The sequence below is a fragment of the Haladaptatus sp. CMAA 1909 genome, from assembly GCF_043952005.1.
In the GTDB taxonomy this organism is placed as follows: Archaea; Halobacteriota; Halobacteria; order Halobacteriales; family Haladaptataceae; genus Haladaptatus.
The window spans coordinates 276,812-289,530 of the sequence record NZ_JBIOAV010000003.1 but is presented as its reverse complement, the minus strand read 5'-3'; the positions used below and the strand labels follow the sequence as shown (position 1 = coordinate 289,530).

Annotated in this window: 8 protein-coding genes; 3 read left to right on the top strand and 5 right to left on the bottom strand. The window is 60.6% G+C overall.

Going from position 1 to position 12,719, the window contains the following annotated elements; genetic code table 11:
* Nucleotides 1-134: 134 nt before the first annotated feature.
* The gene (locus ACGYLY_RS23345; RefSeq protein ID WP_395285170.1) at nt 135-1,895 is read right to left on the bottom strand and encodes a BCCT family transporter; all 1,761 of its coding nucleotides are present in this window, start codon (nt 1,893-1,895) and stop codon (nt 135-137) included.
* A 599-nt stretch (nt 1,896-2,494) separates the two neighbouring features.
* Between ACGYLY_RS23345 and ACGYLY_RS23340 the strand changes: the two genes are divergently transcribed.
* The gene (locus tag ACGYLY_RS23340) at nt 2,495-2,653 is read left to right on the top strand and encodes a hypothetical protein (RefSeq protein ID WP_395285169.1); all 159 of its coding nucleotides are present in this window, start codon (nt 2,495-2,497) and stop codon (nt 2,651-2,653) included.
* A gap of 70 nt (nt 2,654-2,723) precedes the next feature.
* Here the strand turns inward: ACGYLY_RS23340 and ACGYLY_RS23335 are convergent, their stop codons facing one another.
* From ACGYLY_RS23335 to ACGYLY_RS23320, 4 genes are all read right to left on the bottom strand, one after another.
* Entirely contained in the window at nt 2,724-3,167 is a 444-nt protein-coding gene (locus ACGYLY_RS23335; RefSeq protein WP_395285168.1) for a universal stress protein, read from the bottom strand.
* Nucleotides 3,168-3,271: 104 nt separating this feature from the next.
* Nucleotides 3,272-4,519: a threonine ammonia-lyase gene (gene ilvA, locus ACGYLY_RS23330; protein ID WP_395285167.1), complete on the bottom strand. Its 1,248-nt coding sequence runs from the start codon at nt 4,517-4,519 to the stop codon at nt 3,272-3,274.
* Nucleotides 4,520-4,591: 72 nt separating this feature from the next.
* Nucleotides 4,592-7,144: an FAD-dependent oxidoreductase gene (locus ACGYLY_RS23325; protein WP_395285166.1), complete on the bottom strand. Its 2,553-nt coding sequence runs from the start codon at nt 7,142-7,144 to the stop codon at nt 4,592-4,594.
* 216 nt (nt 7,145-7,360) lie between these two features.
* Nucleotides 7,361-9,934, bottom strand: a complete 2,574-nt coding sequence (locus ACGYLY_RS23320; RefSeq protein WP_395285165.1) for an FAD-dependent oxidoreductase — start codon at nt 9,932-9,934, stop codon at nt 7,361-7,363.
* Nucleotides 9,935-10,375: 441 nt separating this feature from the next.
* On the opposite strand from ACGYLY_RS23320, the gene ACGYLY_RS23315 reads away from it, so the two are divergent.
* Together ACGYLY_RS23315 and glyA are read left to right on the top strand one after the other, a co-directional pair.
* Complete coding sequence (locus ACGYLY_RS23315) at nt 10,376-11,236, top strand: methylenetetrahydrofolate reductase (RefSeq protein WP_395285164.1); 861 nt, start codon at nt 10,376-10,378, stop codon at nt 11,234-11,236.
* Nucleotides 11,237-11,401: 165 nt separating this feature from the next.
* Nucleotides 11,402-12,649, top strand: a complete 1,248-nt coding sequence (gene glyA, locus ACGYLY_RS23310; RefSeq protein ID WP_395285163.1) for a serine hydroxymethyltransferase — start codon at nt 11,402-11,404, stop codon at nt 12,647-12,649.
* Nucleotides 12,650-12,719 lie beyond the last annotated feature (70 nt).

Here is a 12,719-nt window from a genome sequence, read left to right as displayed (position 1 = left end):
CCGGTACTCCGGCATACAGTCAATAATCCGTCAGCTCCAATAAAATGGTATACTTGTGTCACAAATCATCAGGTCGAGTTACTACTCCGACCGCAGGTCGGGGATCGTGAAACACGACGGTCGATACGGTGGGCTCAGTCGGTGCCCTCGGCATCAGCACCCCCTTTGATGTCGGTCACGGTTCCGTCACTCCTCGTGACGCCGACGTCGTCATCCAAGTCCATTTCCTGAACGCGCTCGGCGAACTGCTCGGATTCCAGGATTTCGTACTCGTTCTGGAGTCCGAGGTAGACCGTGTAGCACATCAGTAAGAGGATAACCGCGAATGGAAGACCGGTAGTGATCGCTGCCGTTTGCAATGCGCCGAGGCCGCCACCCCACAGCAAGAGCGCTGCGACACCACCCTCGGTGAGTGCCCAGAAGATCCGCTGAACCTTCGGGACGTCGTGTTTGCCGCCCGAGGTCAAGTGGTCGACAACTAGTGAGCCCGAATCCGAGGACGTTACGAAAAACGTTATCACGAGTAACGTCGCCAGTATCCCCGAGATAGCACCGAGAGGGAACTGGTTCAACATTGCAAACATCGGGATGGTACTACCGTGCGGCCCGTTCATCGCCGAGATGACGGGACCGGTACCTTGTGCTCCGAGTTCGAGGAAAATACCTGCCCCTCCGAACGTGGACAACCAGATGAATGAGAACAACGCTGGCAGCACCAGCACACCGATCACGAATTCCCTGACGGTCCGACCCTTCGAAATGCGCGCGATGAACATCCCGACGAACGGCGACCACGCGATCCACCAGCCCCAGTAGAAGACGGTTGTGCCGATAGTACCCCCGCCATCTCCGAGCGTTCCGGTAAAGAAGGTCAACCCGAGGAAGTTGTTTGCGTAGGTACCGACCGCCTCGACCAACGAACCCGCGATGAACAGGGTCGGTCCAGCGACGAGCAAGAATCCAAGCATTATGAACATGAGATAGAGATTGAGCGTGCTCAGCCGTTTGACGCCGCTGTCGAGACCGGCGGCCACCGACGCGGTGGCAACGAGGGTGATGCCGACGATCAGGAGGACTTGTGGACCCGTTCCGACCGGAACGTCGACCATCCCGAGGACGGCATCACCGCCCACGTACGCGAGACCAGTGTTTACCTGTGCAACCCCGAGGCCGAGCGAAGTGGCCAACCCAAATAGTGTGGCGAACACCGTCACGAGGTCGATGATGTGGCCCGGCCATCCGTAGATTCGGTCGCCGAGCAGGGGCCAGAAAATCGACCGGAACGTGAGCGGCAGCCCACGGTTGAACGAGAAAAAAGCCAGTCCAAGTCCGACCAGCCCATAGATCGCCCAGGGTGAAAACCCCCAATGGAAGAACGTCTGGGCCAATGCGACTGCACCGGCTTTACCCGTTCCCGACTGGACATCACCGAAAAAGCCCGGAACACTTTGGAAGTAACCGAGCGGTTCGGTGACGCTGAAGAACATGAGGCCGATTCCCATACCGGCGCTGAACAGCATGGCCATCCATGAGAAGTCGCTGAACTCCTTTTCCGCTTCAACCCCGCCAATTCTAATGTTGCCGTACTTGCTGAACGCGAAGTACAAAATGGTGACGATGAAGATGTTCACTGCTAGGATGTAAAACCAGCCGAAGGTGCTGTTAATGGTATTGAACAACCAGTTATAAGCTGATTCGGCCTGATTGCCTAAGAGGATAGTTGCCGCGACGAATAGTACGATAATGCCGAGTGCGACAGGAAATACTACCGGGTGAACATCAAACCCGTATCCCTTGATATTCGTGTCACCGGGCTCGCGGTCGGATTCAGGGTGGAAGAGGTCCACCTGAAGTCCACTCGACATCTCGTCCGCGCTTTCTTCATTTTCCGCCATACGTTACCACCGTCGTACGTAACCGGGATTGTCCATTGTGTATCATGAATCTCGTTCTACGTCATGGGTTGGTTCACTCGTTCGGTCTCTCGTGCCGTTTCGACGCGGGTTTCGTCCACCGCATCTCGCGCCCTAGTAGTCGTCCAACGAGGGTTGTTAATAGCCCCGCTATCGATTCGGGTCTTCCGTTGGGATGCAGTATGTTATACTGCCTCACCCCATTAGTCTGAACGAATTATAATAAAACTTCGGCACAAATTTTCGACGCCGTTCATCGGCCACGTTATTCGTACCGGCGATTCGAGTGACACGAACGGTATCGAGGACACCGGTTCGGGCTTGCTCGGTATGGAGCGGCTGAATTTCGGCACTGGCAGGAGTTTTAATTTCGATGAAACGTTGTGTTTCCCTTCCGTCCCGTCGCCGATGGGGACCGATTCGTCCGAGGAGTCGAACGCGGTCGGTGAGTTCGTTCGAACGTCTTGGAATAGACAATGTATCAGTTCTGGATACAAATATGAAATAAAATGCGAGTGTCGAAGAATCATCGAAAACCGTACATCAACGTTTTATTACTCTCTCGACATACTGATGATACGATGAACGTACCGGCGACGGCAGCGGCCGCCCTCAGTGTACTTCTGTTCGTCATCGCGCTCGCGGCAATGACGAACGGCAGCTTGCGGGTGGCCGGTGTGAGCTTTCTGAGCGCGAGCATCGTGATTTACCTCAGGGAGACGATGCTTACGGAATCGTAACGGTATCGAACTCGAACGCGACCCATCGGTCGCGCGTTGCGATCGATGCGAAACCAACGTTACCGGGTCGTCACAGTTCGTCGGCATTCATTCGTTTCGTGATTACGGGCACCGTGGCGCTGCGAACGACTTTGTCCGTCGTTCCTCCCAAGAGGTTGCCGAGTTTCCCTCGATAGGCAGATCCCATCACGATGGCGTCGATATCTTCCCTGTCAGCGTACTCCACTATCCGGTCGCTTACGGACCCGCTCCGAATTTCGGCCGAACAGTCGACGCCATGTTGCGCGGCGACGGCGCTGATTTCGGCCATGATCTTCTCTCCGTACTCCTCGTACTCCCGTCGAAGTTGTTCTTCGTCGTCGCGGAGCGCGGGCGCACGAGGAACTCCCGGGAGATCGATGACGTAGAGCGCGTGGACGGACGACCCGAGCGCGGCCGCGAGTTCGATTCCGTGTTTGGCACCGTTCTTCGCTTCGTCGCTCCCGTCGTAGGGAATCAGTATGGTATCGTACATGACCGATCGTACGATCGTTGCTCCGCAACCCGTCGGTAAATATGTTTCCCCGCGTGATGAACGGTCGGATGAAGGTCGAACGACCGGTGAACGATGGAGAGAAACTATATCGTCTTCGTGATGTTTTCGACGGAGTAGTCGGCCGCTTCGAGGGCGTCGATTATCGACGCCGCGTGCCCCGCGCCGCTGGCCTCGACCCGAAACACGAGATACGCCTCGCCGATCTCCAGATCGTCGACGGACCGGTCGTGGCGGACGTCTCGGATGTTCGCACCCTCGTCCGCGATGACTCCGGAGATGGCTTCCATCTTCCCGGGTCGGTCGTCGATACGAACGCGGAGTCGGAGGAGCTGTTGGCGTTCCGTCAACGCGTGAACCAACACCGTTTGTAGTCTCGTCATATCGAGATTCCCCCCACAGAGCAACGGCATCACCGTCTCGTCGGTGATGTCGAGTTCGTCGCTGAGAATCGCGGCCACGGCCGCGGCACCCGCACCCTCGACGACCTGTTTCGCCCGCTCCAACAGAAGGAGGATCGCGCGAGCGATTTCGGTGTCCGTAACCGTCACCACTTCGTCGACGTTCTGCTGGATGATACGCAGTGTCGTTCGGGAGATTCCCCCGGTCGCGATGCCGTCGGCGATGGTGTTCACCTCATCGAGCGTCACCGGCATCCCCTTGTCCAGACTTTCGTGGACCGTCTCGGCACCGGTCGCCTGGACGCCGACCACGCGAGTTTCCGGGGAGAGATGCTTAATGGCCGTCGAAATCCCGCTGATGAGTCCGCCGCCGCCGATCGGGACGACGACGGTGTCGGCGTGAGGACGGTCGTGGTACATCTCGATGCCGAGCGTCCCCTGCCCGGCGATGATGTCGGTATCGTCGTAGGCGTGGACGAACTCGGCGTCGGATTCCTCGACCGTCGACTTCGCGTGCGTCATGGTCTCTTGGAAGTCCTTTCCGACGAGTTCGACGGTCGCACCGTACTCCCGCGTCGCATCGACCTTCGTCTGCGGAGCGTTCTCGGGCATGTAAATGGTCGAGTCGGCCCCGCACTTGGTGGCGGCGAGCGCGACTCCCTGCGCGTGGTTTCCGGCACTCGCAGCGACGAACTCGTCCACGCCGCGGTCGACGTCCTGCCGTATCTTGTTGTACGCGCCGCGCGTTTTGAACGACCCCGTCCACTGGAGGTGTTCCATCTTGAGGTACACCTCTCCGCCGACGAACTCGTCCAACGACGAACTCCGCTCGATTGGAGTCTCCTTGACGACGGAGTCGTCGTCGAGTCGTTCACGGGCACGTTCGATGTCCGCGTACTGTACGGGAAGTTCGTCGGATTCGGTCGATGTCATTGGTTGTAGTGGCAGTGGGGGAATCCCCCTAGATGGTTATCGTGCGATGCAATTTCGGCCTACCGGATCGGCTTACCGGAGTATTTTCTCCCGGCCGGAATCGAACAGCGGTTCGTCGCGAACCGTGGCGTCGTACAGTTCACCCTCGCATTGTATCCGAACCGAGGTCCCGGCCTCGGCATCCTCGCTCGGAAGGTACGAATAGGCGATGGACTCGCCGATGGAGTACCCGTAATCGCCCGCCTGCACGTAGCCGATGGGTTCGCCGTTCTTGAGAACCGGTCGACCGCTCGCTACGATATCCGTCGAGTCGTCCAGCGTAATGGGGGAGACACTGGTGTCGATACCGCGTTCTTTCGCCGCTTCCAACGCTTCCTTCCCGACGAAGTCCGTGTCCATATCGACTGCGAACGGGAGGCCTGCCTCGAACGGGTTCGCGTCGGTGTCGATGTCGGTCCCCCAGAGCCGAAATCCCTTCTCCAATCGCATCGACTCCAATGCGCCGCCGCCCATGGGCCGCACGTCGAGGTCCTGCCCCGCCTCCCACAGCGTCTCCCACAACCGCTGTCCGTACTCGCTCGGAGCCCACAGCTCCCAACCGAGTTCGCCCACGTAGGAGACGCGAAGCGCGATGACCGGCACCTCGCCGACGTAGATCTGCTTCGAACCGAAATACGGGAATCCGTTGCTGGTGACGTCCGCGTCGGTACACCGTTGGAGCAGGAGCCGCGACTTCGGACCCCACAGCCCGATGGTGGATTTCGCACCCTCCTCGATGGTAACCGAGACGGCCTCCGGGGAGCGATCTTTGAGCCAGTTGCCGTGGATGTTCGGCGAATTTCCGCCGCCGGTTGTGACCATGTACCGGTTCTCGTCGAGGCGGACGACGGTGACGTCCGCGAGGATACCGCCGCCCTCGTTCAACAGGAGCGAGTAGCGGACCTGATTTACGTCGATGTCTACATCGTTGCTACAGACCCGCTGGAGGAAATCGCCGCTGCCCTCGCCCTTGACCATGATCGAACTGAACGTGGTCATGTCGAACATCGACACGTTCTCCCGCGTGTGGAGGTGTTCGGCACCCTCTATCTTCGAGCGGTTTATCGACTGCCAGCCGTCCTGCTCGGGGATTCGGTCCTCGTATCGCTCCACCAGGTCCGCGTTGTATTCGTACCACTGCGGCGTTTCCCAGCCGCTGGACTGGTAGAACTCCGCGCCGAGTTCCGTCTGCTGATGGTGGAACGGACTGGTTCGGAGCCCGCGATGATCGTCCGGTTGCCACCGCGGTTCGACGATGCTGTAGACCTGTTCGTACTGCGTTCCTCCGCGGTCCACGAAGTATTCCTTCTCGCCGGCGTGGGGCGCGAACCGTTGGACGTGGATGCCGCCGGTGTCGACCGGTCCCGACGGAAGCCGCGGAACGCCGTTCTCCATCCACTCGGCGAGGATGTGACCGTATCCGGCGGAATGGGTCCACCAGATGGCGAGTCCGGTCCAGAGTCCGTCGACCTGCGCCGTCTCGCCGACGGCCGGCATCCCGTCCGGCGTGAAGACGAAGATCCCGTTTTCCGTGACGGCGTACTCCTTGTCCTCGACCGCCGGAAGGAGTTCTTCGAACGCCTGCTTGGCGGATTTGTCGCGGTTGGGGTGTGTCGGTCGCTCCCAGTGCGTTCGGGAAAAACCCCTGACCGACGCCTGTCGTTCCTCGCTGTTCTTCCCCATCGCATCGGGGTCGACGGACAGCGCTTCGTGGTTGTACGAACCCATACCGACGGCGTCGCCGTGGGTCCGGAAATAGAGGGAGTGGTCCTGATCCCTGCCGACCGGGCGATTCGGTCGCTCGCTCATGTACTCCTGGATGTCGCGGTTACCCGGCACCGTCAGGTCGGCGGTGTTGTCGCCGAGGGAGGTTCCGGCCCCGGCCAACTCGTCCATCGGTTCGGTCACGACGTACTGGTGCTCGACGGGGGCGATAGGGAGGTCGATTCCCGCCTTCTGTCCGGTCTGATACCCCCAGTTGTTCGTCGCGACGACACAGCGGTCGCATTCGATTCGACCGCGGTCAGTGATAACCGCACGTATCTCGCCGCCGCTCACGTCCAAGTCGGTTACTTCGGTATTTCCGAAGAAGTTCGCCGACGTGTTCTCGATGTACCATTGAAGCGCTTCGATACCGTCGACGCGGCCGTCGGTCGGCGAGTAGTATCCCCCGAGGATTTCGTCCTCGTTCACCAGCGGGAGATGTTCGGTCACCTCCTCGGGCGAGAGCAACTGCGGGTTCGGCAACCCATAGGACGTCGCCCACTCGACGCGGCGGCGGAGGAAATCCATGCGCTCTTCGCTTCGGGCTAACTCGATTCCACCCACCTCGTCGTACACCCCCATGTCGGAGAAGAGGCGACTCGTGTAGTGAGCCGCCTTCGTCTGAATCTTCGACGGCGAGGTCTGAAACATGATGCCGGGCGCGTGAACCGACGACCCGCCGGTAACCGGTAACGGGCCTTGGTCGACGACGACCACGTCGTCGGCCCCGAGGTCCGTCAAGTGATACGCGACGCTACACCCGACGGCACCGGCCCCGATGACGACGGTGCTCGCTCGTGACGGGAGATTCATCGTACTCATAGCACACGTTCGAATGTATCTGTCACGATCATAAATACATCGGTGACACGGTTCGCCTCCGCGAATTCAAGCGCCTCAACGCCGTTACTCCGCTCTGACAGTCCTGTCGGGAAATCGACGAACCGAGTCGAGAGAGTATGACACGGACTGATCCGAACCACAGTGTGACAGAAAAAAGATACGAACTGGTCGCCCGCTCGCCGTCGAGAGCGGTCGTCAGGAGACGAGCGGTTCCTCGCGGACGGTCGCGGCGTACCGGTCCCCTTCGTAGAGAATCTCCACTTCCGTACCGGGTTCGGCGTACTCTGGCGGCAGATACGTGTAGACGACACAGGCTTCGGCGTCGTACCCGTACTCCGCGCTGTGGACGTAGCCGATCGGCGTCTCGCCGTCGAGAACCGGTCGGTCTGTCAGTATCACCGCGTCCTCGTCGTCCAAGGTGAGACAGGCGACCGTATGATCGATGTTGTCGCCTTCGGCGGCCGCCTCGACCGCCGTCTTGCCGATGAAGTCGGTATCCAAATCGACCGCCCAACCGAGACCGGCCTCGTACGGATTGTGCTCGGTGTGGAGGTCCCTCCCCCACAGCCGGAACCCTTTTTCGATTCGCAGAGCGTTCAGCGCGCCGTTTCCGTACGGTCGGATGTCGTACTCCGCGCCCGCCTCCAGAACGTGGTTCCAGAGCGTCTCACCGTACTCGGACGGAGTGTACAGTTCCCAGCCGAGTTCGCCGGCGTAGGAGACTCGGAGAGCGGTTACGGGGACGTTCTTCACGAAGAACTGCTGGCTCGTGAAGAACGGGAAGGCGTCGTCCGAGAGGTCGACGGTGGCGATTTTCGAGAGCACGTTGCGGGCGTTCGGTCCGGTGCAGACCATCGCGGCGAGACTGGACGTGACGTCGTTGACGACGACGCTCTCGGGTGCCTGTTCCCGAACCCACGCCACGTGGTTGTTACCGACCTCGCGACCGGTCGTGAGCAGGAGGTATCGATCCTCGTCCGTGCGTGTGACCGTGATGTCCGCGCGCACCCCGCCGCCCTCGTTACACATTAGCGTGTACTTGACGTCGCCGACGCCGATGTCCATGTCGTTCGTACAGAGGCGTTGCACAAACGCTCCGGCGTCGCTGCCGACGACCTCCATCTTGTTGAACGAGGTCATGTCGTGCAGGCCGACCTCGTTGCGGACGTGCAGCGCCTCCGCACCTTCGATGGGCGACCAGTACTTCGCTTCCCAGCCCTCTCGGTCCGGGATTTGATCGCCGTATCTGGCCAGCAGGTCGGCGTTCGACTCGAACCACTGCGGTTCTTCCCATCCCGCTTCGGCCCACAGTTCGGCGCCATATTCCTCGTGGGTGTGGTACATCGGCGTCCGGCGGATGTTCCGCTGTTTGTCGGTCCACACCCACTTGGGATGCATGATGTTGTAGACGATGCGGTACTCCTCGCCGCCGATGTCGTGGGTAAAATCCCAACTTCCCTCGTGGGCGTCGAACCGGTTGACGTCGGCGTGCGCGAGGTCGATGGGGCCGTCGGAGAGACGCGGAACGCCGTTCTCCATCCACTCGGCGAGCGCCTTGCCGGCACCGCCCGCGTGGGTGACCCAGATGGCCGCCGCGGTCCAGAGTCCGTCGTACTCCTGGACGGGACCCATTATCGGCAGGCCGTTCGGCGATTCGGAGAACATCCCGTTGTACTTGAACTCGAGGTCTTTCCCCGCCGTGGCGGGGATGAACTCGTTGCTCGCTTGCCGCGGAGCCTTATCCGGGCGGTCCGGGTGGGTCGCGTTGTTCATGTGGTAGTCGGTGAACTCGTGGATCGACCCCTGCTCGCCGTCCGGGTCGTTGCCGCCCAGTTCCTGCGGATTCGGAACGATCGGCTCGTGGTTGTACGAACCGATGCCGTAGGCGTCACCGTGCGTCCGGTAGTACATCGCGTTGTCCTGATCCCGGAGAATGGGCCGGTCCGGACCGATGAGGAGGCGCTTCGCCTTCTCGCCGGAGACGTTCCGGTAGTTCTCGAACAACGGGTGGTCGGTGATGTCGACGGCGGCGTCCCCCATTTCGTCGAGCGATTCGGTTATCGTGTACTGGTGTTCGACGGGAGCGACCGGCAGGTGGACGCCAAGTTTCTCGCCGAGTTGTCGAGCCCAGATGTTCGTCGCGATGACGACCTCGTCACACTCGATGGTGCCATTCTCCGTGACGACCGCTTGCACCGAGTCGTCCTCCACCTCGACGTCCTCGGTGCGGGTGTGCGGAACGAACTCGGCACCGCGTTCCATCGCCTCCCGAGCGAGCGCGTCGCAGGCGATGACGCCCGACACCTGCCCGTCGGTCGGCGAGTAGTACCCCCCGAGAATCGCGTCCTCGTTCACCAACGGGAGGTGTTCGGTCACCTCCTCGGGCGAGAGGAGTTGCGGGTCCTCGATGCCCCACGATTTCGCCGATTCGACGCGGCGTTGGAGGAAATCCATCCGTTCCTCGCTCCGGGCCGTTTCGATGCCGCCGACCTCGTTGTAGGCCTGCCGTCCGTCTTGGCCTTCGAGCGAGGAGTAGAGCTTCCGACTGTAGTTCCCGAACTTGGTGAGGATCTTCGACTCGGTGGTCTGGAACATGATGCCGGGTGCGTGGGACGAGGCCCCGCCGGTCGTCGGCATCGGTCCTTGATCGACGACGACCACGTCGTCCCTGCCCAGCTTCGTCAACTGGTACGCGATGTTGCAGCCGACGATACCAGCACCCACGATGACGGTGTTGGCTCGGTTCGGCACGTCGTCAGTGGTGTCCATAAATTCGGTTCGAAAATGGCTGTGGCGGACAAATATAGCTATCGCCCGCGTTCGTTTCACGGACGGGAATGTCCGAGCAGAGACTATTTGAGTTTGCAGCGTTCGAAGGGGGTTGAGACGAAACGGGCCAGCGCGGTCATTCCCGCGGCCTTCTTCGGAGATGGGCTGGACGTCCCTTTCGAGTGTCCTCGCCAACCACAACGTGTCGTTCGTGGGATAGTTTGGGGTTCACGGATCGACACGCCATTTGACGTGCGCGTCTCGATTGCGAATCGCCGCTAGCGTCTCGAATTTTCGCGGCGGTGACGCACGCGTCCCGCACATTGTCGGACTCCATCGCTGATATCTGGCGGACGAACCGGCGTTCGTGCATCCTATATAAATATGTTAGCAGATCCACCCACAGACAAAAGTATCCGACTCACCATGTTTCGGTAAGAGATGTCCTTGAGACTGCGTGACAGTACCAAATCCGATGGCGTCGAGGACCTCCTCACCGGCGCGCGGTTCGAGTTAATGCCGTTCGAGAGCTTCGACGAGGAGATATCGTATCTGCCCGACGACGCGACCGTCGCCATCACCACGTCACCGCAACTGGGTATCGAGCGGACGATCGAACGGGCCGAACAAGTCGCCGAACGCGGCTACGACGTCGTTCCCCACGTGGCTGCTCGGTACGTCACCGACCGGGACCACCTCGAAGATATCGCACGACGGCTCACCGACGCCGGCGTCACGGACATCTTCGTCCCGGGCGGCGACCGCGAGGAACCGGCCGGGGAGTTCGAGTCGGCCCACGACCTTCTTTCCGCGCTCGACGCCACGGAGTACTCCTTCGACGAGGTCGGTATCACCGGCTATCCGGAAGGTCACGCCTTCCTCGACGAAAAGGAACTGAGCGATTCGATGGCGAAGAAGGAACCGTACGCGACGTACATCGTCACCCAACTGTGTTACGATCCCGAAGCGGTCCTCGAATGGATCGAAGAGATTCGCGCCCGCGGTATCGATCTCCCCGTCGAAATCGGGATTCCGGGCGTGATGAAGTACCAGAAGTTGATCGGCATCTCCCAAAAGGTCGGCGTCGGCGATTCGATAGCCTTCCTCAAGAAAACGACCGGCATCCTCGGATTCGTTCGTCAACTCGTCAGTTCACGGGGGAAGTTCAAGCCGGACGAACTCGTCGATGGCCTCGCACCGTACGCGAACGACGAAACCTACGACATCCGCGGCGTTCACATCTACACGTTCAACCAGACCGCCGACGCCGAATCGTGGCGTCTCGAGAGCCTCCCGAACTGACGTCGAACGCGATGGCGGCGGGCGAACCACTCTTCTAACTCCTTACGACCGGACTCGCCGAACAGTCCTCCGCCTGTCACGCCTTGGAGGGAACACAGGATGTCAAATTTCCGTTGTTTTAAGCCGACGGCCAGATTATTCCCTGTTCGTATCGATATGCAATCGATGACGTACGAAATCGTCCGCGAGACGGACCCGGCGATGGCTGATGTCCTCGAAAACGAGCGATCCAGACAGAACGATACGCTGGCGATGATCGCAAGCGAGAACCACGTTTCGGAGGCGGTCATGGAAGCCCAGAGTTCCGAACTGACCAACAACTACGCCGAAGGGTATCCGGGCGAACGCTATTATGCGGGTTGTGAATTCGCGGACGGAGCCGAACAGATGGCTATCGACCGCGCCAAAGAACTGTGGGGTGCGGACCACGTCAACGTTCAACCGCACTCGGGTTCACAGGCCAACATGGCGGTGTACCTCGCCGTTTTGGACCCCGGCGACAAGATCCTCTCGCTGGATCTCACTCACGGCGGCCACCTTTCGCACGGCCATCCCGCCAATTTCGCCGGGAAGATGTACGACGTCGAGCAGTACGAGGTGGACCCGGAAACGGGATACGTCGATTACGAACTGCTGAACGAAAAAGCGGAGACGTTCGACCCCGACATCATCGTTTCCGGATACTCCGCTTACCCCCGCGAGGTCGATTTCGAGCGGATTCAGCGGACGGCAGAAACCGTCGACGCGTATCACCTCGCGGATATCGCGCACATAACGGGTCTCGTCGCCGCGGGCGTTCATCGGTCGCCGGTCGGCATCGCGGACTTCGTCGCCGGTTCGACCCACAAGACGATCCGCGCTGGCCGCGGCGGTATCGTCATGTGCAACCGGGAGCACGCCGATGCGATAGATAGCGCGGTATTTCCCGGCGCGCAGGGCGGCCCAGCGATGCACAACATCGCAGGTAAGGCGGTCGGGTTCGGCGAGGCGCTCGACCCCAGGTTCGAGACGTACGCGAAGCAAACGGTCGCTAACGCGAAGGCGCTCGGTAGCCGCCTCCAAGAGCACGGCCTCCACCTCGTGTCCGGCGGCACGGACAATCACCTCGTGCTGGTCGACCTCCGCCCGTCGCACCCGAACACGACGGGCAAAGACGTCGAATCGGCGCTGGAGAGGGCCGGTATCGTTTTGAACGCGAACACGGTACCCGGCGAAACGCGGTCTGCGTTCAACCCGTCGGGGATACGCGCCGGTACACCTGCGCTCACCACCCGTGGATTCGGTGCGGAAGGCTGCCGCGAAGTCGCCGATCTGATTTTCGAGGTGGTCGACGCACCGAACGACGAGGACGTAATCACCGACGTTCGAAACCGCATCGACGGCCTCACCGACGAGTACACACTCTACGACTGAGCGGGGTGAACACCCCGTGCCGTCACCAAGACCGTGAGGGCACGGCCGAATACCCGTCTGTCGGCCGACG

Coding starts and splice junctions, on each gene's coding strand:
- ACGYLY_RS23345 (WP_395285170.1), bottom strand. CDS start 1,895: ATGGCGGAAAATGAAGAAAGCGCGGACGAGATGTCGAGTGGACTTCAG.
- ACGYLY_RS23340 (WP_395285169.1), top strand. CDS start 2,495: ATGAACGTACCGGCGACGGCAGCGGCCGCCCTCAGTGTACTTCTGTTC.
- ACGYLY_RS23335 (WP_395285168.1), bottom strand. CDS start 3,167: ATGTACGATACCATACTGATTCCCTACGACGGGAGCGACGAAGCGAAG.
- ilvA (WP_395285167.1), bottom strand. CDS start 4,519: ATGACATCGACCGAATCCGACGAACTTCCCGTACAGTACGCGGACATC.
- ACGYLY_RS23325 (WP_395285166.1), bottom strand. CDS start 7,144: ATGAGTACGATGAATCTCCCGTCACGAGCGAGCACCGTCGTCATCGGG.
- ACGYLY_RS23320 (WP_395285165.1), bottom strand. CDS start 9,934: ATGGACACCACTGACGACGTGCCGAACCGAGCCAACACCGTCATCGTG.
- ACGYLY_RS23315 (WP_395285164.1), top strand. CDS start 10,376: ATGTCCTTGAGACTGCGTGACAGTACCAAATCCGATGGCGTCGAGGAC.
- glyA (WP_395285163.1), top strand. CDS start 11,402: ATGACGTACGAAATCGTCCGCGAGACGGACCCGGCGATGGCTGATGTC.